19 protein-coding genes are annotated in these 20,970 nt (G+C 60.6%); 7 read left to right on the plus strand and 12 right to left on the minus strand.

Translation table 11 applies throughout. From position 1 onward, the window contains the following. Positions 1-6 precede the first annotated feature (6 nt). The 3 genes from pqqC to pqqE are packed head-to-tail and all read left to right on the plus strand — an operon-like array spanning position 7 to position 2,154. Positions 7-759, plus strand: coding sequence for a pyrroloquinoline-quinone synthase PqqC (pqqC, locus tag ACI77I_RS00080; protein WP_406996751.1), 753 nt, complete (start codon positions 7-9; stop codon positions 757-759). Beyond that, a complete protein-coding gene (gene pqqD / locus ACI77I_RS00085) occupies positions 756-1,031 on the plus strand; it encodes a pyrroloquinoline quinone biosynthesis peptide chaperone PqqD (protein WP_094949468.1) in 276 nt (91 codons plus the stop codon). Before pqqC ends, pqqD begins: the two co-directional genes overlap by 4 nt. After that, on the plus strand, positions 1,024-2,154 hold the full coding sequence (gene pqqE, locus ACI77I_RS00090; protein WP_053258335.1) for a pyrroloquinoline quinone biosynthesis protein PqqE: 1,131 nt from the start codon (positions 1,024-1,026) through the stop codon (positions 2,152-2,154). Before pqqD ends, pqqE begins: the two co-directional genes overlap by 8 nt. A gap of 5 nt (positions 2,155-2,159) precedes the next feature. Here the strand turns inward: pqqE and ACI77I_RS00095 are convergent, their stop codons facing one another. Next, the gene (locus ACI77I_RS00095) at positions 2,160-2,318 is read right to left on the minus strand and encodes a YqaE/Pmp3 family membrane protein (protein WP_010207008.1); all 159 of its coding nucleotides are present in this window, start codon (positions 2,316-2,318) and stop codon (positions 2,160-2,162) included. Between the two features lie 182 nt (positions 2,319-2,500). Beyond that, the gene (locus ACI77I_RS00100; RefSeq protein WP_406996752.1) at positions 2,501-3,769 is read right to left on the minus strand and encodes an aspartate aminotransferase family protein; all 1,269 of its coding nucleotides are present in this window, start codon (positions 3,767-3,769) and stop codon (positions 2,501-2,503) included. Between the two features lie 209 nt (positions 3,770-3,978). On the opposite strand from ACI77I_RS00100, the gene ACI77I_RS00105 reads away from it, so the two are divergent. Continuing rightward, positions 3,979-4,878 carry a LysR family transcriptional regulator gene (locus ACI77I_RS00105; protein ID WP_094949470.1) on the plus strand — a complete coding sequence of 300 codons (900 nt, stop codon included), beginning with the start codon at positions 3,979-3,981 and terminating at the stop codon, positions 4,876-4,878. A gap of 226 nt (positions 4,879-5,104) precedes the next feature. Here the strand turns inward: ACI77I_RS00105 and ACI77I_RS00110 are convergent, their stop codons facing one another. From ACI77I_RS00110 to ACI77I_RS00120, 3 genes are all read right to left on the minus strand, one after another. Further along, positions 5,105-6,883 carry an acyl-CoA dehydrogenase C-terminal domain-containing protein gene (locus ACI77I_RS00110; protein WP_406996753.1) on the minus strand — a complete coding sequence of 593 codons (1,779 nt, stop codon included), beginning with the start codon at positions 6,881-6,883 and terminating at the stop codon, positions 5,105-5,107. Positions 6,884-7,131: 248 nt separating this feature from the next. Beyond that, complete coding sequence (locus ACI77I_RS00115) at positions 7,132-8,901, minus strand: acyl-CoA dehydrogenase C-terminal domain-containing protein (RefSeq protein ID WP_406996754.1); 1,770 nt, start codon at positions 8,899-8,901, stop codon at positions 7,132-7,134. Positions 8,902-8,991: 90 nt separating this feature from the next. Then, positions 8,992-10,281 (minus strand): diguanylate cyclase, encoded by a 1,290-nt coding sequence (locus ACI77I_RS00120; protein ID WP_094949473.1) that lies wholly within the window; start codon positions 10,279-10,281, stop codon positions 8,992-8,994. A gap of 316 nt (positions 10,282-10,597) precedes the next feature. Here ACI77I_RS00120 and ACI77I_RS00125 point away from each other — a divergent pair, with 316 nt between their 5' ends. Then, positions 10,598-12,196, plus strand: a complete 1,599-nt coding sequence (locus ACI77I_RS00125) for a hypothetical protein (RefSeq protein ID WP_242153045.1) — start codon at positions 10,598-10,600, stop codon at positions 12,194-12,196. Between the two features lie 76 nt (positions 12,197-12,272). Here the strand turns inward: ACI77I_RS00125 and ACI77I_RS00130 are convergent, their stop codons facing one another. The 7 genes from ACI77I_RS00130 to bioB form a co-directional block, all read right to left on the minus strand. Next, positions 12,273-14,078: a phenylacyl-CoA dehydrogenase gene (locus ACI77I_RS00130; RefSeq protein WP_406996755.1), complete on the minus strand. Its 1,806-nt coding sequence runs from the start codon at positions 14,076-14,078 to the stop codon at positions 12,273-12,275. Between the two features lie 348 nt (positions 14,079-14,426). Next, the gene (locus ACI77I_RS00135) at positions 14,427-14,708 is read right to left on the minus strand and encodes a pyrroloquinoline quinone biosynthesis protein PqqE (protein WP_094949476.1); all 282 of its coding nucleotides are present in this window, start codon (positions 14,706-14,708) and stop codon (positions 14,427-14,429) included. A 106-nt stretch (positions 14,709-14,814) separates the two neighbouring features. Continuing rightward, positions 14,815-15,495 (minus strand): dethiobiotin synthase, encoded by a 681-nt coding sequence (gene bioD, locus ACI77I_RS00140; RefSeq protein ID WP_094949477.1) that lies wholly within the window; start codon positions 15,493-15,495, stop codon positions 14,815-14,817. Next, positions 15,492-16,304 (minus strand): malonyl-ACP O-methyltransferase BioC, encoded by an 813-nt coding sequence (bioC, locus tag ACI77I_RS00145; RefSeq protein WP_406996756.1) that lies wholly within the window; start codon positions 16,302-16,304, stop codon positions 15,492-15,494. Before bioC ends, bioD begins: the two co-directional genes overlap by 4 nt. After that, complete coding sequence (locus ACI77I_RS00150; RefSeq protein ID WP_094949479.1) at positions 16,297-17,028, minus strand: alpha/beta fold hydrolase; 732 nt, start codon at positions 17,026-17,028, stop codon at positions 16,297-16,299. Before ACI77I_RS00150 ends, bioC begins: the two co-directional genes overlap by 8 nt. Next, a complete protein-coding gene (gene bioF, locus ACI77I_RS00155) occupies positions 17,021-18,202 on the minus strand; it encodes an 8-amino-7-oxononanoate synthase (RefSeq protein ID WP_406996757.1) in 1,182 nt (393 codons plus the stop codon). The genes ACI77I_RS00150 and bioF overlap by 8 nt, the downstream gene beginning before the upstream one ends. Positions 18,203-18,249: 47 nt before the next feature. Then, positions 18,250-19,305 (minus strand): biotin synthase BioB, encoded by a 1,056-nt coding sequence (bioB, locus tag ACI77I_RS00160; RefSeq protein WP_094949481.1) that lies wholly within the window; start codon positions 19,303-19,305, stop codon positions 18,250-18,252. Positions 19,306-19,397: 92 nt separating this feature from the next. Here bioB and ACI77I_RS00165 point away from each other — a divergent pair, with 92 nt between their 5' ends. After that, on the plus strand, positions 19,398-20,135 hold the full coding sequence (locus ACI77I_RS00165) for a ComF family protein (RefSeq protein WP_406996758.1): 738 nt from the start codon (positions 19,398-19,400) through the stop codon (positions 20,133-20,135). A gap of 57 nt (positions 20,136-20,192) precedes the next feature. Continuing rightward, positions 20,193-20,960: a TOBE domain-containing protein gene (locus tag ACI77I_RS00170; RefSeq protein WP_406996759.1), complete on the plus strand. Its 768-nt coding sequence runs from the start codon at positions 20,193-20,195 to the stop codon at positions 20,958-20,960. The last annotated feature ends 10 nt before the right edge of the window (positions 20,961-20,970 follow it).

A 20,970-nucleotide genomic window follows, 5' to 3' on the forward strand; every position in this document is an offset into this window, starting at 1 on the left:
GACCACATGACTGACACACCGCTGACGCCCGCCGAGTTCGAGCATGCCTTGCGGGCCAAAGGCGCCTTCTATCATATTCATCACCCGTACCACGTGGCGATGTATGAAGGCAGCGCCACCCGCGAGCAGATCCAGGGTTGGGTCGCCAACCGCTTCTACTATCAAGTGAACATCCCACTGAAGGACGCCGCGATTCTGGCCAATTGCCCGGACCGCGAGATCCGCCGCGAGTGGATCCAGCGCCTGCTCGACCATGATGGCGCCCCCGGTGAAGACGGCGGCACCGAAGCCTGGCTGCGGCTGGGCCAAGCGGTCGGCCTCGACCCGGACCAACTGCGCTCCCAGGAACTGGTGCTGCCCGGCGTGCGCTTTGCGGTGGATGCCTACGTCAACTTTGCCCGCCGCGCCAGCTGGCAGGAAGCCGCCAGCAGCTCGCTGACCGAGCTGTTTGCGCCGCAGATCCACCAGTCGCGCCTCGACAGCTGGCCGCAGCACTACCCGTGGATCGACCCCACCGGCTATGAATACTTCCGCACCCGCCTGGGCCAAGCCCGGCGCGACGTGGAACACGGGCTGGCGATCACGCTGCAGCACTACACCACCCGCGAGGGCCAGGAGCGCATGCTGGAAATTCTCCAGTTCAAACTGGACATTTTGTGGAGCATGCTGGATGCCATGAGCATGGCCTACGAACTGAACCGCCCGCCTTATCACAGCGTGACCACGCAGCGGGTGTGGCATAAAGGGATCGCCCTATGAGCTTTGATCGCAGCAGAACACCGACCTGGCGCCAGGGCTATCGCTACCAGTACGAGCCGGCGCAAAAAGGCCACGTGTTGCTCTACCCCGAAGGCATGATCAAGCTCAACGACAGCGCCGCGCTGATCGGTGGTTTGATCGACGGCGAGCGCGACGTCGCCGCCATCATCACCGAGCTGGATAAACAATTCCCCGGCGTGCCTGAGCTCGGCAAAGACATCGAGGATTTCATGGAGGTCGCCCGTGCTGAGCACTGGATCACCCTTGCCTGAAAAGCCACCTGTTGGCCTGCCGCTGTGGCTGCTCGCCGAGCTGACTTATCGCTGCCCGTTGCAATGCCCGTATTGCTCTAATCCGCTGGATTTTGCCGAGCAAGGCAAGGAGCTGAGCACCGAGCAATGGATCAAGGTATTTCGTGAAGCGCGGGAGATGGGTGCCGCACAGTTGGGCTTTTCCGGCGGTGAACCGCTGGTGCGCCAGGACCTTGCCGAGCTGATCGCCGAGGCGCGCAAGCTGGGGTTCTATACCAACCTGATCACTTCCGGCATTGGCCTGACCGAGCAGAAGATCAGCGACTTCAAGAAGGCTGGGCTGGATCACATTCAGATCAGCTTCCAGGCCAGTGATGAACAGGTAAACAACCTGTTGGCCGGGTCGAAAAAAGCCTTCGCGCAAAAGCTCGAAATGGCCCGCGCGGTGAAAGCGCATGGCTATCCGATGGTGCTGAACTTTGTCACCCATCGGCACAATATCGACAAGATCGACCGCATCATCGAACTGTGCATCGCGCTGGAAGCAGACTTCGTCGAGCTTGCCACTTGCCAGTTCTATGGCTGGGCGCAGCTCAATCGTGTGGGGTTATTGCCGACAAAAGAACAACTGGTGCGTGCCGAGCGCATCACCAACGAGTACCGCGCCAAGCTGGAAGCCGAAGGCCACCCGTGCAAGCTGATCTTCGTCACGCCGGATTACTACGAAGAGCGCCCCAAAGCCTGTATGAACGGCTGGGGCAGTATTTTTCTGACCGTCACGCCGGACGGCACCGCCCTGCCCTGCCACGGCGCCCGACAGATGCCGGTGCAATTTCCGAATGTGCGCGACCACAGCATGCAGCACATCTGGTACGACTCGTTTGGCTTCAACCGCTTTCGCGGCTACGACTGGATGCCCGAGCCGTGCCGTTCATGCGACGAGAAGGAAAAGGACTTTGGCGGCTGCCGTTGCCAGGCGTTCATGCTCACGGGCGACGCGAGCAATGCCGACCCGGTGTGCAGCAAGTCCGAGCAGCACGGCATCATCCTGCAAGCGCGGGAAGAGGCCGAACACGCCACTCAGACCATCGAGCAACTGGCCTTTCGCAACGAGCGCAACTCACGACTCATCGCAAAAGGCTGAGGGTTTTAGCGTTTGGCGATGATGTACACGGCGTGAATGATGCCTGGGAAGTAACCGCACAAGGTCAGCAAAATGTTCAGCCAGAACGCGCCGGCGAAACCCACTTGCAAGAACACACCCAGTGGCGGCAGCAGAATGGCGATGATGATACGAATGATATCCATGGGTCAGCTCCAGAAAATCGGCTCGTGTGAGCCGTGTAGCTAATCGACCTTGGGCGTTCGTAAGGGTTCAGTGAGATCTGGCACTGGGCCATCCTGAAATGAGCAGACAAAAAAACGCCCCCAGCCAAAAGAATCAAGCTGGAGGCGCCGCGTATGCCGCGAGACGGTTCTGGAATGGGGGGTTAAACGGCGATGCCCTTGCGGCATTGCAGCTGTGCGGTGCGCACGCGGGAGAAGGCGCGGGCCAGGCGCTGGAGCATTTCGTCGATGTTGCTTTTGCTCACCGTCAAGGCAGGCGTGAAGCGCAGGCAATTGGGCTGCGGGGCGTTGAGAATCAGGCCTTCGTGCAGTGCTGCCTTTACCACGGCATCTGCAGAATCATCCGACAACGTCAGGCCCCACATCAGGCCATGGCCGCGCAACTGGCCGTGGTCGTAGCGATAGGCCAGTCGAGCGAGGCCTTCGCCAAGGTAAACGCCGGACTCACGGACTTGTTCCAGGAAGCCGTGCTCCAGCACCGTATCGAGTACCGCCACCCCGGCCGATGCCATCAACGCATTGCCATGATGGGTACCATCCAGCTCGCCCACGTCGAAGCAACAGGCCTTGCCTCGCGCCAGCAGCGCCGCCAATGGCACGCCGCCGCCCAAGCCTTTGCCAAGGGTGATGATGTCGGCTCGTACGCCGTACTGCTGCTGCGCAAGCAAAGTGCCGCAACGGCCAATGCCGGTTTGCACTTCATCGAGGATCAGCAAAATGCCCAGCTCGCGACACAGCCGTTCGACGCCTTTGAGGTAGTGCTCGGTTGCAGGGATGACGCCGGCGTCGCCCTGGATAGGCTCCAGCATGATCGCGACGGTCTGCGCATCGACCGCAGCGTGCAGGGCTGGCAGGTCGTTGAAAGGTACGTGGCTGAAGCCAGGCAACTGCGGCTCGAAGCGGTTTTCGCAGCCGCCTGCCGAGGCCGCCATCGCCGCAAAACTGCGGCCATGGCGGCCGTTACTGGCGGTAATAATGCGATGAGCCCCCCCACGATGCAGCTGGCCCCATTTGCGCGCCAACTTAATCGCGGCTTCGCACGCTTCCGAGCCGCTGTTGAGCAGGTAAGCCTGGCCGCTACCGGTGCGCTGGCAGAGCTGGTCGATGAGGTTGAGTTGCGCGCGGTTGTACAGGCCGCTACCGGGGTTGATCAACGCGTGAGCTTGATCGGCCAAGGCCTTGATCAATACCTGCGGGCTGTGGCCGAGGCTGTTGGCGGCGCTGCCCTGGCTGAAGTCCAGGTAGGCGCGGTCGCCACTGTCCCAGAGCCAGGAACCCTGGCCACGCACGAAGACTTGAGGCGCTCGCGCCACCGTCGGCATTAGACATTCACCACAGAGATGATCACGCGGGGTATCCAGGATCAGGTCATCCAGGCTTGGCGCGGGGCGACGGATATTGAACAGGTTCATAGGTTGGCCCCGATGGCAACCTGACCTTGGTCGATGTCGCCTCGAAAAACCGCCTTGAGGTGTTTTGCCTTGCCTATGTAAACGCTATCAACAAATACGCTGTTCATTGCCAGATCCGGCCCTGTAAGCCTTGCGAATAGGCGCTAGACTAGGCGTCTCAGGGGCCATCGGCCATTTCGATTTTCCAGCTTTTTCGATAAGTAAGTCTTATGGATTTCAAGCAACTGCGTTATTTCGTCGCGGTGTATGAGGAAGGCCACGTGGGCCGGGCTGCGGAGCGTCTTTCGATCTCTCAACCAGCTCTGTCGCAACAGATTCGCCAGCTGGAGCAGAACCTGGATGTGAGCCTGTTCGAGCGCAGCAGCAAGCGCCTGCTGCCGACGCTGGCCGCGCATACCTTGTACAACCACGCGTTGCCGCTGATTGATGGCATGCAACAAGCCGTCGAAGCCTTGCGCAACTTCAAGGGCCAGGCGATGCGCACCCTGGCCATCGGCGTGCTGCAAACCGTGCACACCAGCCTGGTCCCGCAAATGCTCGAGCGCGTGCGCAAGGCTCAGCCGCATTTGGTGGTGCAGATCTACGAATTGACCGGGCTTGAGATCGAACGGCGGCTGCTTAACGGCTCGTTGGACATCGGCATCAGCTACCTGCCGCCACGCCAGCCGGGGCTGCACGGTGTGCTGTTGTATGAAGATGAGTTGAAGGTGGTGATACCCGAAGACCATCCCCTGCGCGAGTTCAAGAAAGTCTCACTGAAACAGGCAGCCGAATTGCCGATGTTGCTGTTGGGTGAAGAGTTTCAGGTGCGGCAGATCTGGCAGGGCCAACTCTCTAACCTGGGCCGGCGGCCGCAAGTGCAGGCGGAGCTCAATACGATGATTGGGATACTCGACAGCCTGCCCCACACCAAACTGGCAACAGTGCTGCCGGGGCGCTCCCAGGATGAGCACAACAGCAAGGCGCTGCTGTGGAAGCCTTTGAGTGAGCCGAGGGTGCCGCTGAAAGTGGGTTTGGTGTGCCGCGATGTGCAGCGCCAGCAAGCGACGGTGGCGTTGCTGCGCACCTTGCTGGAAGACGTGATGAACGCGCCGCAGGCGCCTGCCTGACTTTTTCGCAGGCAAAAGAAAACCCCGCCGAAGCGGGGCTTTGCAGACTGTTTCCCTGACATCCATTTCACTCCGCCATCCTGGCAGAATCCTACGTGTCCCTGTTGTTGCTTTGCGCTTCCTGCGCGACGTCCATGTGAAGTAGATTATCCGTGGATCCAATTTGGCGATAGAGGACGAATAGCAGCACGTCATGTAAGAGAATGCTTACACGCCCTCCAAGCCCTTAAAACAGTGCTTCATCCAGCAAAAATAACGATTCGCTACCGGCTTTTACCGACGCACTCAGCGACTGGATACGCGGCAGCAAGCGGGCAAAGTAGAAGCGCGCGGTGCCCAGTTTGCTGGCGTAGAAGTCTTCCTCAGCCTCTTTGCCCCACGCGGCCTTGGCCATGCGTGCCCACATATAGCCATAAGCCATGTAGCCAAAGGCGTGCAGGTACTCCACCGAGGCCGCGCCGATTTCATTCGGGTTGGCCTTGGCGCGGTCCAGCACCCAGGCGGTCAATTCATCCAGGTTGTCCACCGCCGCGCTGAGCGGACGGGTGAATTCACCCAGTTCGGCGCCCGCCGTGGCGATGAACTGGCGGATCTCATCAGCGAACAGGGTGTAGAACGCACCGCCGCTGCCGACAATCTTGCGCCCCATCAAGTCCAGAGCCTGGATGCCGTTGGTGCCTTCGTAGATCTGGGTGATGCGCACATCCCGAACAAGCTGCTCCTGGCCCCACTCGCGAATGTAACCGTGGCCGCCAAAGATTTGCTGGCCGAGCACGGTGGTTTCCAGGCCGAGGTCACTGAGGAAGGCCTTGGCAACAGGCGTCAACAGCGCCACCAGGTTGTCGGCACGCTCGCGGGCGACGGCATCTTCACTGAACTTGGCGATGTCCAACTGCGTGGCCACATAGGTGGAGAACGCCCGACCGCCTTCGTTCGAGGCTTTCATGGTCAGCAACATGCGGCGCACGTCGGGGTGGACGATGATCGGGTCAGCCACTTTGTCCTTGGCCTGCGCGCCGGTCGGCGAACGGCTTTGCAGACGGTCACGGGCGTACTCAATCGCGTTCTGATAAGAGCGCTCGCCCGATGCCAAGCCTTGGATACCCACCCCCAAACGCTCGTAGTTCATCATGGTGAACATCGCCGCCAACCCACGGTTCGGCTCGCCCACCAGATAACCCACGGCTTCGTCGAAGTTCATCACGCAGGTCGCGGACGCCTGGATGCCCATCTTGTGTTCGATGGAACCACAGCTCACCGGGTTACGCGCGCCCAGGCTGCCGTCGGCATTGACCATGAACTTCGGCACCAGGAACAGCGAAATGCCCTTGGGCCCGGCTGGCGCATCCGGCAACTTGGCCAGCACCAGGTGGATGATGTTTTCGGTAAGGTCGTGTTCGCCACCGGTGATAAAGATCTTGGTGCCGCTGACCTTATAGGAGCCGTCCGCCTGAGGCTCAGCCTTGGTGCGGATAATTCCCAGGTCGGTCCCGGCGTGCGCTTCGGTCAAGCACATGGAGCCGGCCCACTCACCGGAATACATCTTCGGCAGGTAGGTGGCCTTGAGTTCCTCACTGGCGTGGGTATTGATCGACACGCAGGCGCCGGAGGTCAGCATCGGGTACAGGCCGAACGCCAGGCTCGACGAATTGATCATCTCTTCGACCTGGGCCGACACCGCCTTGGGCATGCCCATGCCGCCAAAGATCGGATCACCACCAACACCTACCCAGCCACCTTCGGCGTAGGTTTTGTAGGCCTGGGGGAAACCATCCGGCGTGCTGACCACGGTATCCGCCCAACGGCAGCCTTGCTCATCGCCGCTACGGCTGAGCGGGGCGATGGATTTGGCGGTGACCTTGCCGGCCTCCTCGAGGATCGCCTCGACGGTTTCGGCATCCACGGTGTCTGCCAATGCCGGCAATTGGGCCCAAGTCGTGGCGACCTCAAAAACTTCGTTGAGGACGAAACGCATATCCCGCAGCGGCGCTTTGTAATCAGCCATGGCAAACCTCGTGAGAACGTGAAAAGTGATTCGATAGGGTCGGTTTTACAAGCTCCGAGTGTACCCGAACAACTTTTCAAACACATAGGGTCCTTTCGTGACTATTAGGTTTTTATAAGTCACGCATGGTTCTAATGTGGGAGCGGGCTTGCCCGCGAAAGCGGCGTGTCAGTCACCTAATTTGTTTCTGACACATCGCACTCGCGAGCAAGCCCGTTCCCACAGTTAAACCCTGGAGAATCTAGCGCCTACAGTGCAAACAATTGAGCAGGTAAGCTCATCAGGCATTCACTGCCCGCCTCCACTGCGGCCCGGTGCGTGGCCGTACGCGGCAGCAAACGCTTGAAGTAAAAGTCGCAGGTCGCCAGTTTGGCCTTGGCAAACTCAACGTCGTCTTGTGCCTGAGCCGCTATCGCCATGCGCAACCACAGGTAGGCGAGGATGATGTAACCGCTGTACATCAAGTAATCCACCGCCGCCGCGCCTACTTCATCCGGGTTCTTCATGGCGGCCATGCCGACCTTGACCGTCAACTCGCCCCACTGCTGGTTCAGTTGATTGAGCTGCTCCACCTGCGCCTTGAGCTGCGGATGCTCGGCATTGGCCGCGCAGAACTTATGCACAATCTTGGTGAAGCCGCGCAACAGCTTGCCTTGGCTGCCGAGTACTTTGCGCCCCAGCAAGTCGAGGGCCTGAATGCCGTTGGTGCCTTCATAGATCGGCGCAATCCGGGCATCGCGGGCCAGCTGTTCCATGCCCCATTCGCGAATGTAGCCGTGGCCGCCGAATACCTGCATGCCGTGGTTGGTCACCTCAAGCCCAGTGTCAGTCATAAAGGCTTTGCAGATGGGCGTGAGAAACGCCAACAGGTCTTCAGCGTCCTGGCGCTGGGCGGCGTCGCTGCTCAGGTGCGCGGTGTCGAGCAGTTGCGCGGTGAAATAGGTCAGCGCGCGGTTGCCCTCGTTGAAGGCTTTCATGGTCAGCAACATGCGCCGCACATCGGCGTGCACGATGATGGGGTCGGCGGCTTTTTCCGGGGCCTTGGCGCCGGTCAGCGAGCGCATTTGCAGGCGGTCGTTGGCATATTTGATCGCGCCTTGGAAGCTCGCTTCGCCAGAGCACAGGCCCTGCATACCGGTGCCCAGGCGCGCGTGGTTCATCATGGTGAACATGCAATTGAGGCCTTTATTCGCCTCGCCAATCAGAAACCCCTTGGCACCGTCGAAATTCAGCACGCAGGTGGCCGAGGCCTTGATACCCATCTTGTGCTCGATGGAGCCACAGTGCACCGCGTTACGCTCCCCCGAATCGGCATGGAACTTGGGCACGATAAACAACGAGATGCCTTTGGTGCCGGCCGGCGCCTCCGGCAGCTTGGCCAGCACCAGATGGATGATGTTGGCGCTCAGGTCGTGCTCGCCGGCCGAGATGAAGATCTTGCTGCCGGTGACCGCGTAACTGCCATCCGACTGGGGCACGGCGCGGGTCTTGATCAGGCCCAGGTCAGTGCCGCAGTGGGCTTCGGTCAGGCACATGGTGCCGGTCCATTCGCCGGCGGTGAGTTTACTCAGGTAGGTGGCTTTTTGTTCTTCAGTGCCGTGGGCGTGGATTGCCGTCATGGCGCCGTGGGTCAGCCCCGGGTACATGCCCCAGGAGGTGTTGCTGGAGCCGATCATTTCGCTCAGCACCAGGCCCAGCGACTGTGGCAAGCCCTGGCCGCCGTGAGCCGGGTCCGCTGCCAGGCCGTGCCAGCCGCCTTCCACGTATTGCGCGAAGGCTTCCTTGAAACCCTTGGGCGTGGTGACCACGCCGTTGTCGAAATGGCAGCCTTCTTCATCGCCGCTACGGTTGAGCGGTGCGAGTACGTTTTCGCAGAACTTGGCGCCTTCTTCGAGGATCGCACTGACCATATCCGGGCTGGCGTCCGTCGCGCCCAGGGCAGCGTAGTGGCCGTGAAAATCAAACACGTTGTCGATCAAAAAGCGCATGTCGCGCAGGGGAGCTTTGTACTCAGGCATGGCGATGTCTCCGGCAGCAGATGGTTTCAACCTACTGCTGGCCACCGCCGCAAACAATCACTGTAGAACCGCTGAATACATCGCCATCACTCAACCGACAGCGCTTTCCATACGCACCGCGCCACGCCGGGTTTGCCCGGCCGCGACCACGCAGTTACGCCCGGCCCCCTTGGCGGTGTAGAGCGCCTGGTCGGCGGACTTGAGGACTTCTTCCGGGGTGCGTTGCTCGACCTGGCGCTCGGCCACGCCGATGCTGACCGTCACCGACACACTCGACGCGCCACTGCCTGCTCGGCGTTGGCGGCCTTGCTGGTCGTCATGGGGACGGTCCGGGTTGCGCAGCTTGATATCGTAGTTGGCGATGATCTCGCGGATCTCTTCCAAGTGCGGCATGCATTCATCCAAGGTCTTGCCGGCAAACACCACGGCGAACTCTTCACCGCCATACCGGTAGGCGCGCCCACCGCCATTGACCTTCGACAGCTTGCTGGCGACCAGGCGCAGTACTTGGTCGCCGACGTCATGGCCGTGGGTGTCGTTAAAGCGTTTGAAGTGGTCGACGTCACTCATCGCCAGCACATAGTTGCGCCCCAACCGCTGCATACGCTCGTTGAGGGCACGGCGGCCTGGCAAGCCGGTCAGCTCATCGCGAAAGGCCATTTGATAGGCCTCATGCGCCACGCCAGCCGCAATCATCAGCATCACTTGGCTGCACATGATGTTCAGGGTGAACGGCAGGATGAAGGTTTGCGGCAACATCCAGAACAACCCTAGCAAACCGACCAGTTGCGCGGCGTGCAAGGGCCGTGGCTGATACCAGTACTGCGCCGCCAGGGTGACAAAACCAATCAGGAACATCGGGTACGACAGCTGGATCAGGCTCATCCAACTGCCGTGCAAGAGCGGCCAGCGAATCTCCGCCAGCCAGTTCAACAAGGCCTGTGGAAAACTTTGCTCAAGCGCCAGGGCCACGCAGCCGACCGCGAAGAGCACCGCGCAGCGGGCCACGAAATCGCGGAACAGGTGGGTTTTTTCCTGCCACAACGCATAGATGCTGAACAGTAGCGGCAACAGCAGGCAACACAGGTGGAAAACCACCGCCGCATCTTCTCGCACGCGACCGTTGTCGCGGTAGTAATCGGTCTGGGTATCCAGCAGGAAGTAGACGACGTACACCGTGATCATCAAAAACAGCTCACGCTGGCGCCGATACACCGCGCAATACGCACCACCGAGCAGCAACACCAAGGTTGGCAGTACGTTGAATAGCGAAGTGAAGAATACGTTGAGGTCCTTCACGTACGCAGCCGAGAGCCCCGCCAATAGCAACAGCAGTGAGGGTAAAAAATGACTGAAACGTACAGCAGACGCGCGCGACAAGGGTAAAGCTCCGACCCACTTAAAAAGATGGCGCAGTGCCTTCACTGCTCACAGTTAAGCACATTCAATGTGACCTGTATCACATTGCCATCACTGTAACGGCCGATCAGCCTAATCCCTGAGTGTCACGCTGCGGTTTTTTATCACCGCTATGAATACAGCAAGAAGCCCGCGCAATGCGTGAGCCATCTCAACCTGTCATTTATGACAGTATCCATCGTTGGCTGTGGCGTGCTTACTTGCGCGGTCCACTCAATTTTCCCCAGTGGGTATTCGGGACAAGGGAGTGTCCTTACACGCAATGGGAGTAACCGCCATGGATAACTTAGTCACCGAACAAGTGCGCACCGGCTCACTGTTCTTGATTCGTAACGCAATACTCAGGCTGCCGCCGCTGATCGTAGTGGACGCGATCCCCAATACCGACGGCTTGATCCCCTTGCGGGCGGCGGCAAGTGACTTGAAAGTTCAAATCCCGGCGCTGCCGCAACCCGGGCCTGCCGGGGCTCAGTGCCGAATCATGGTGTTCATTGAATCTCCCCCGCCGGGTGAATACCAAGCGGTGGCCTACCAGCGATTTCCGACTTTCCCCACAGGGGATATCAATATAGAAGTGCCGCGCCGCATGGTGGGCAATGAAGGCGAGTATCGACTCACCTATATCGTGGACGATGGTGACAACGTTCTGCGCGCGACCGCCAGCACTCCCCTACGGGTGCACAAAACCCCACCGTTTGGTTACGAGGTCATCACCGCGCCGCGCCCACTGCTGCCCGCGAACCTGACCGGGCCGATTACAGACGAGTATTTGGCCAACAATGATCCCGTCATGTTCCGGATTCCTGAACACCCGGTGACAAACGCCGAAACAGGGCTGAGGTACGTCCCTTACTATGGCAGCACCGACAGCCATATGGAGGTGTCTTACAACCTGGCACCTAACATTGTGGTCAACTTGCCCGACTATCCGGCGGTTCGCTACCTACCTGTTCCAGCGTCAGTTATTCGCGCTCGTGGCAACGGCATGCGGCAACTGACTTACCGCCTTCTGGACCGGGCCGGCAACCGCGCTCGGGATTCGTTGATTCTTGAAATCATGGTGGCGCTGCGAATCACACCGTCGAACATTGCCATGCCACGCGTGCTCCAAGCGATTGCGCCCGACAACACGGTGACTTTGGGGGATATCAACCAAAGCGGGCAAGGCGGGGTCGAGGTGTGGCTGGACAGCGCCGACGGTTTGCAACCTGGCGATACTGTCACGGTAATCAATGGTTCGAATACCCCGCTGACAACGCCTTTGACTTACACAGGGCAGCCGTTACCGCTACGGTTTATTGTTACCGTGGCGCAAATACAAGCCTATCTTCCAGGCACCGCAAACGGTAATACGCAAGCCGCGCTAAGGTTCATGGTCAGCAGCGGCCTGAATACCGTCTTTGGGCCTGCCAGAAACATCTTCTTCAACTTTTGGACCTTGATGCAGTTGGCACCACCGGTGGTGCGCAACCTGAGTAACGGCAACCTCACTTGCAACTCACCGCTGCCTGCGAGCGCAGCCTATGCAAACCGGTTTATTGAGGTATTTCTTCCACCTTCTGTTCTGTTGCGGGCTAACACGGCGGCGATATTGACCTGCGTACTGAGCCGGCAGGACGATGGCTCAACCCTGATTGCGCCCCCGCTGACTATCCCAATAACACTTTCACCCAATGCATCAACAGTGGGGCAGACCGTAAACGTACCGTACTCGACCACAATGCGGATCATCGGCAGAGGCGTGATGTATTTCAGCTATACGACGCCGAATACTGCCGGGCAAGTGCTTCAATCACCGCCCGTGGCAATTGCAGTCAGGAGTGTTTTGCCCGGCAACACCTATTGCGACGGCGCGCCTTTTATCCCGACACCTTAAGTGCCGTGTTGCCCACGCCCACAAAAAAGCCGCCGCTCCAGAAGGAGCGGCGGCTTTTTAGTGAACCAGCTGAGGCTTAGTAAGCCAGGCCGAAGTCTTCTTCTTTCATGTCCATCAGGTTGCTGGCGCCCGACAGCATGGTGGCCACGTGGGTGCGGGTACGCGGCAGGATGCGCTGGAAGTAGAAGCGCGCGGTCTGCAGTTTGGCGGTGTAGAACGCCTCTTCGCTGGTGCCGGCAGCCAATTTCTCGGCAGCCAGGCGCGCCATGTCGGCCCAGAAGTAAGCCAGGCACGCGTAGCCGGAATACATCAGGTAATCCACCGAGGCGGCACCGACTTCTTCACGGTCTTTCATCGCGGCCATGCCGACCTTCATGGTCAACTCGCCCCACTCTTTGTTCAGTGCAGCCAGCGGTGCGACGAATTCCTTCACGGCTTCGTTGCCTTCGTTGGCCTGGCAGAACTTGTGCACGATCTTGGTGAAGCTCTTGAGCGCTTCGCCTTGAGTCATCAGCACTTTACGGCCGAGCAGGTCCAGCGCTTGTATGCCGGTGGTGCCTTCGTACAGCATCGAAATGCGGCTGTCGCGAACGTTCTGCTCCATGCCCCACTCGGCGATGAAGCCGTGGCCGCCGTAGATTTGCACGCCGTGGTTAGCGGACTCAAAACCGACTTCGGTCATGAACGCTTTGGCGATTGGGGTCATGAAGGCCAGCAGTGCGTCAGCCTGCTTCTTGGCTTCATCGTCGGTGCCGTACTTGACGATGTCCACTTGCTTGGCGGTGAAGTACACCATCGCACGGTTGCCTTCGGCGAAGGCTTTCATGGTCAGCAGCATGCGGCGCACGTCGGGGTGCACGATGATCGGGTCAGCGGCTTTTTCCGGCGCTTTCGGGCCAGTCAAGGAGCGCATTTGCAGACGATCGCGAGCATATTTCAGGCCGCCCTGGAAACCGATTTCAGCGTGGGCCAAGCCTTGCAGTGCGGTGCCCAGGCGAGCGGTGTTCATAAAGGTGAACATGCAGTTCAGGCCTTTGTTCGCCGGGCCGATCAGGAAACCGGTGGCCGCGTCGAAGTTCATCACGCAGGTGGCGTTACCGTGGATGCCCATCTTGTGCTCCAGGGAGCCACAGGTCACCGCGTTGCGCTCACCGATCGAGCCGTCTGCGTTCGGCAGGAATTTTGGCACGATAAACAGCGAAATACCTTTGGTGCCGGCCGGCGCGTCCGGCAGGCGGGCCAGCACGATGTGGACGATGTTATCGGCCATGTCGTGTTCGCCGGCCGAGATGAAGATCTTGGTGCCGGTGACTGTGTAGGAACCGTCCGCCTGAGGCTCGGCCTTGGTGCGCAGCATGCCCAGGTCAGTGCCACAGTGGGGCTCGGTCAAGCACATGGTGCCGGTCCATTCACCCGAGACCAGTTTGGTCAGGTAAGCGTGTTGCTGTTCCGGGGTGCCGTGCTCGGAGATAGTGTTCATCGCACCGTGGGACAGGCCCGGGTACATGCCCCATGACCAGTTGGCTTCACCGACCATTTCGCTGACGGCCAGGCCCAGGGATTCCGGCAGGCCTTGGCCACCGTGCTCCACGTCGTGGGCCAGGCTTGGCCAGCCGCCTTCAACGAATTGTTTGTAGGCTTCTTTGAAACCAGCAGGGGTCTTAACGCCTGACTCGCTCCAGGTGCAACCTTCGATGTCACCCACGCGGTTCAACGGTGCCAGCACTTGCTCACAGAACTTGGCGCCTTCTTCGAGAATGGCGTCAACCATGTCCGGAGTAGCGTCCTGGCAAGCCGGCAGGCTCTGATAGTGCGCTTCATAGCCGAGCAGTTCGTCACGAACGAAGCGAATATCACGCAAGGGGGCCTTGTAGTCAGGCATAGCGATAAACCTCTGCTGATGTATCTGGGATGAACAACCGCGTGGATGTGTTGTGGCGGTCAAACAGGTGTTTGAAACATACGTTTACGTCCTGGGGTTGTCAAGCACCGTCCAGATGCCATTTGTCATGACGCGGATCAACATCAGGCACGGCAACGCCTGCGGCGAGATGCCACGTCAAAAGGAGTTTAGAAATTCGAGAGCGCTAAGCAGGAGAAATGTGGGAGCGGGCCTGCCTGCGATGCAGACGCCGCGGTGTATCAGGGGGCCCGAGTGGATGCCATCGCAGCGATGCGCGACCCGACAAACCAGCTCCCACAGAAGAGCCGGCATACCTGGAGAGAGGGATTAAGCGTAAGTGTCGATCAAGGTGCCAAGCATTTCATCCGAAGCCTTGGCGACTTTGGCGCCCAGCTCCACTTGAAACTTGCCTTGGGCCATTTCGACCATGTTGCTCGCCGAGTTAGACGGCTGGGCACGGTCGTTAGCTTGCAGACGGTCGCTTTGTGCATCCGATGGCTGGGTGGTCGCGGCGCTGGCGATTTTGCCGGCGGCCTGGTCGACGCGGCTCTGCCCGGCCTGAATAGTGCTCAGCCCCGAATAAAACGCGCTGCTTCCAGAGATTTCCATGGCGTAAGCCTGCCTTTAGAGAATCGTGAAGTTGAATTGAAGCAGACATCCCGGCAAAACGCCCGTCAAAAACACTAATGGCATAATGCCTTAGCGATAGCCAAAATCAGTCAAGCAGGTCCAATTCCAAGTACTCGGCGACGGCTTCAGCGCTGGCCTGCTTAAGTTTCGGCACACGACCCAGGCACGGCGCAGGCAACCGTTCGGCCAGGGTGGCGAGGTTTTCTTCCAGACGAGAGGTCTTGGGGTCGATGATATTCGCCACCCAGCCCGCCAACGGCAAACCGTCCCGCGCAATGGCTTCGGCGGTGAGCAACGCATGGCTGATACAGCCCAGGCGCACGCCGACCACCAGGATCACCGGCAGCTGGAGCGCCATGGCCAAGTCCGACAGGTTGTCTTGATCGGCCAACGGCACGCGCCAGCCGCCCGCGCCTTCAATCAAGGTGAAGTCAGCCTGCCGCGCCAGAATCTGCTGCATGGGTTTGAGCAGCGATTGCACCGTCAAGGCCACGCCCGCTTCCCGCGCCGCCAAGTGCGGCGCAATGGCCGGCTCGAACGCCACCGGGTTGACCTCGGCATAGCTCAGCGGCAACGAACATTCAGCCAGCAGTGCCAAGGCGTCGCTGTTACGCAAACCTTTAGGCGTGACCTGGCAACCCGAGGCCACCGGTTTGCCGGCGGCAGTGCTTTTGCCCGCGAGCCTTGCGGCATGCAACAGGCCTGCCGCGATGGTGGTTTTGCCGACATCGGTGTCGGTGCCGGTGATGAAGTAAGCGGCGCTCATAAAGGTTTCTCCAGTACGGCGTACACCACTTGATACGTGGCGGGCAGGCCCTGGGCCTGACGGAACTGCTCGTAAGCGTCCACCAGTGCAACAATCCTCGCGCGGCCCGTCAACCCTCCTGGGCGACCGGGGTTGAGGTTATGCGCGCCCAATGCTTTGAGTTCGTGGGTCAGGCTGCGCACATCCGGGTAATGCAACACGTGGGGCTGGCGCTCCAGGCTCACCACTCGCAAGCCGCTGGCGGCGCACAGCTGTTGATACGCCTCAAAGGTGCGGAAGCGATTAACGTGCACCAGGCCGTCCGCCGCGCGCCAGCTTTCACGCAATTCATTCAGGGTGCCCACGCACACGCTCGCAAACGCCAACACCCCACCGGGCTGCAGCACGCGATAAGCCTCGCTGAGCACCGCGTCGAAATCCGCGCACCATTGCACCGCCAGGCTGGAGAAGATCAGCCCGCAACTCTCACCCTGCAACGGCAGGCGTTCGGCATCACCGGCGATGAAATGCTCGGCGCCACCCAAAGGTCGCGCATGGTTGAGCATGCCCTCGGCAATATCCAGCGCCACGCCGTGGCTGGCCGGTAACCGTTGGCCCAGTAAGCGGCTGAAAAACCCCGTGCCACACCCCAGGTCCAGCCAACGTTGCGGCGCGGTGGCCGCCGGCAAGCGCGCCAACAGCTCAGTGCCCACCGCGCGCTGCAACTCGGCCACGCTGTCGTAGCTGGCGGCGGCACGGGAAAAGGACGCCGCCACTTGGCGCTTGTCCGGCAAGCCGCCAGGCAGTGATGGGTGGGATAAATCAGTCATCAACGCACTCATGCAAAAAAGCCTGGATGGCCGCCGCTACACCGTGGGGGTCTTCCAGAAGAAAAGCGTGACCGGCCTGTTCAATCAGGCCGATTTCTACATCGGGGAGCAGCGCCAGCAAGTCGCTGGCGGCTTCGGCAGGCACCAGCCCGTCCATACCGGCGAATAGATGCAACTGCGGGCCGCGATAGGCTTGCAAGGCTTCGCGAGTATCCAGCTGGGCAAGCAGCTCAAGGCCACTCATCAACACGCTGGACGGCGCACTCGGCGCACCACTGACCAACAAACGCGAGAGCCCGCGCGGGTCCTGCGAGCCCTTGGCACACAGCAGGCCAAAGCGTTTAAGGGTGACCTGGGAATCGGCCTGGCAACCGGCGAGAAACGCATCGAACGTCTCGGCCGGCATGGCGCTGGGCCAACCGGCATGGGCAACAAAACATGGGTTGCTCGCCAGCGTCAGCAGGCCGCAGCAACGCTCGCCGCGCCGTGCCGCCAGTTCTGACGCGAGCATGCCGCCCAAGGACCATCCACCCAGCCAGGCGTTGTCCGGCAGTGTGGCGTCGAGCTCATCGAGCCATTCATTCAAGTCACTGGAATCCAGCGCCGGCAACGGTTCGATCTGCACCTGCAAGTGCTCGTCGAGGCCGCGCAAGGCGGCGGCCAACGGCTCCAGCGGCGACACGCCGAGGCCCCAGCCGGGCAGTAATATCAGTCGATCACGCATGGTCGGGCTCCGTGGCGCCTAACAAGCGAAAACACGCTTCCAATGCGTTTAACAGTAGCTGCACCTGCGCCTCGCTGTGGGCCGCCGTCAATGTCACGCGCAAACGCGCGCTACCGGCAGGCACAGTGGGCGGGCGAATCGCAGTAACCATCAGGCCGCGCTCGCGCAGCATCTGCGACAGGCGTACGGCCTTGGCACTGTCGCCGATCAAGATCGGCTGGATCGGCGTAAAGCTGTCCATCAAGCCCAGGCCGAGCTGCTCGGCGCCCTCGCGGAACTGGCGGATCAGGCCATTGAGGTGCTCGCGTCGCCAATGCTCGGTGCGCAGCAGTTCCAGGCTTTTCAAGGTGGCGCAGGCCAGCGCCGGCGGTTGGCTGGTGGTGTAGATATAGGGCCGGGCGAATTGGATCAGGCTTTCGATCAGCTCTTCACTGCCCGCTACAAAGGCACCGGCAGTGCCGAACGCTTTGCCCAGGGTGCCGACCAGCACCGGCACATCTTCCTGGCTCAAGCCGAAATGCTCGACAATACCAGCGCCAGTGGCACCCAACGGGCCGAAGCCATGGGCGTCATCCACCATCAACCATGCACCTTTGGCGCGGGCTTCACGGGCCAGCGCGGGCAGGTCGGCCAGGTCGCCGTCCATGCTGAATACGCCGTCGGTGACCACCAGCGTATTGCCGGTGGCCTTCTCCAAGCGCTTGGCCAGGCTGGCGGCGTCGTTATGCAGGTAGCGGTTGAACCGCGCACCGGAGAGCAAACCGGCATCCAGCAACGAGGCATGGTTGAGACGGTCTTCCAGCACCGTATCACCCTGCCCCACCAGCGCCGTGACGGCGCCGAGGTTAGCCAAATAGCCGGTGGTAAACAGCAGCGCGCGCGGGCGGCCGGTCAGGTCGGCGAGGGCCTCTTCCAGTTCATGGTGCGGCGTGGAATGCCCGACCACCAAGTGCGACGCGCCACCGCCCACGCCCCAACGCGACGCACCGGCACGCCAGGCTTCGATCACCTGCGGGTGATTGGCCAGGCCCAGGTAATCGTTGTTGCAGAACGCCAACAGCGGCTGGCCGTCCACCACCACTTGCGGGCCCTGAGGGCTTTGGAGCAAGGGCCGTTGGCGATAGAGGTGTTCGGCACGGCGGGCAGCGAGACGCGCGGCGAGATCAAAAGACATGCAGGCCTCGGTAGATCAGGTTGAACTCAATCCAATGTGGGTCGGTGTCAAACCACGGCGTTATAAAACTGCTCGCTGCTTTTCTGCTCCACCAACGCCTGCTCGATCGCCGCCTGATGCACTTCATCGGCGTGCTCTTCACGGGCTTCCGGCAAGATCCCCAGGCGCGCGAACAGTTGCATGTCCTTGTCAGCCTGCGGGTTGGCGGTGGTCAGCAGTTTGTCGCCGTAGAAGATCGAGTTGGCACCGGCAAAGAACGCCAGGGCCTGCATCTGCTCGTTCATGGCTTCACGGCCGGCCGACAGGCGCACGTGCGATTGCGGCATCAGGATGCGCGCCACGGCGAGCATGCGGATGAAGTCGAACGGGTCGATGTCTTCGGCGTTTTCCAGCGGCGTACCGACCACCTTCACCAACATGTTGATCGGCACCGACTCCGGATGCTCCGGCAGGTTGGCCAGTTGGATCAGCAGGTTGGCGCGGTCGTCGAGGGACTCGCCCATGCCGAGGATGCCGCCCGAGCAGATTTTCATGCCCGAATCACGCACGTAGGCCAGGGTTTGCAGGCGCTCGCCGTAGGTGCGGGTGGTGATGATCGAACCGTAGAACTCAGGCGAGGTGTCGAGGTTGTGGTTGTAATAGTCGAGGCCGGCCTGGGCCAGGGCTTCGGTCTGGTCCTGGTCGAGGCGCCCGAGGGTCATGCAGGTTTCCAGGCCCATGGCCTTCACGCCTTTGACCATCTCAAGCACGTACGGCATGTCTTTGGCCGACGGGTGCTTCCACGCGGCACCCATGCAGAAGCGGGTCGAACCGATGGCCTTGGCACGGGCGGCCTCTTCGAGGACCTTCTGCACTTCCATCAGCTTTTCTTTTTCCAGGCCAGTGTTGTAGTGGCCCGACTGCGGACAATATTTGCAATCTTCTGGGCAGGCGCCGGTTTTGATCGACAACAACGTCGACACCTGCACGCGGTTGGCGTCGAAATGCGCGCGGTGCACGGTCTGCGCCTGGAACAACAGGTCATTGAAGGGCTGCACAAACAGCGCTTTGACTTCGGCTAAGGACCAATCGTGACGCAGGGTGGCAGTGGTGCTGGCGCTCATGGGCGATTCCTTGATTATGCTTGGGCTTTCGCTGCGGGAAGGGCAATACCCACAGTCACGACACGGATGCTCGGCATATTTAAGGAAGATTCATGCACTGTCAACCTGGATACAAACGCGAGGTTTACATCTGGCTAAAAAACAACCAGATGTGTTTAATTTGCGATGAGCCCACAGAATCGGCCGATTGTGTCTGCAACGTCTGCGAAACCGAGCTGCCGTGGTTACTGGAACACTGCGAGGTGTGCGCCCTGCCGTTGCCGATGGACGGTCTGATCTGCGGCCAATGCCAGAAACAACCACCGGCCTTTAAACAGGTGGTCGCGCCCTGGACCTACAGTTTTCCGGTCGACACCCTTATCAGCCGCTTCAAGCATCAGTCGCGCTGGCCACTCGGCCATCTGCTCGCGCGCCTGCTGGGGCAGCACCTGCAACACCGCTTCGACAACGCTGAACTCAGCCTCCCCGATTGCCTGCTGCCGGTGCCCATGGCGCGTAAACGTCTGCGCCAACGCGGCTTCAACCAGGCGCTGATGCTGACCCGCTGGCTCAGTGAACACCTGGCTATTGCACACGATGAACATCTGTTGTTACGCCCCCATGAAACCGTTGCGCAACAAGCCCTCGACGCCAAGACGCGCAAACGCAACCTGCTCGCCGCGTTTGCATTGGCACCCGACGCCCAGGTGCAGGGCCGTCACCTCGCGCTGGTCGACGACGTACTCACCACCGGCGCCACCGCCCACAGCCTGGCACGGCTGTTGATGGAGGCCGGTGCGCGTCAGGTCGACGTGTACTGCCTGGCACGCACACCCAAACCGGGTACATGACTTGACTCGCGTGCGCCACACCTGCAACGTCGGCTGACCTTATCTAAGCGTATCCACATGTCTCTGCCGACGTCCCTCAGCCAACACATCATCCGCCGCCCCCAGCGCATTGCCTTGCTGGCGCACATCGCCGAGCAAGGCTCAATCACCCGCGCAGCCAAAAGCGCCGGCTTGAGTTACAAGGCCGCCTGGGACGCTATCGATGAACTGAACAATATGATGGCGCAAAAACCACTGGTGGAACGCAGCGTTGGCGGCAAAGGCGGCGGCGGTGCCAAGCTCACGGCCGAAGGTGAGCGCGTGCTGCGCCTTTATCAGCGCCTGCAAGTGCTGCAGGCCGAGGTGCTCGGCTCCGACGAAGCGGCCAGCGACTTCAACCTGCTGGGCCGCTTGATGCTGCGCACCAGCGCGCGCAACCAATTGCACGGCCAGGTCATCGGCATCGACAGCCATGGCCGCAATGACCTTATCCGCCTGCAGTTATCGGGCGGCTTGAGCTTGAGTGCGCAAATCACCCACGACAGCACGCAACGCCTGGAACTTGAGACCGGCGTGGAAGTGGTCGCCTTGATCAAGGCCGGTTGGCTGGAACTGCTCGCAATGGATCAGGCTGCAACACCTGGACACAATTGCATGGGCGGTGTGATCGAGACGATTTTCGACGCCGATGATGGCCCCAGCGAGGTGCGCATCACGCTACCCAACGGCCAGGTTTTATGCGCCCTGGCGCAGCCTGCGGCGCTCAAGGCATTAAAGGCCGCCAAGGGCCAGCCGATCCAGGTGCAATTCGCCCCGAGCAATGTGCTGCTCGGCACGCCGGTGTAGCGGGCGAGCC

This window comes from Pseudomonas sp. D47 (assembly GCF_045447305.1).
Classification (GTDB): Bacteria; Pseudomonadota; Gammaproteobacteria; order Pseudomonadales; family Pseudomonadaceae; genus Aquipseudomonas.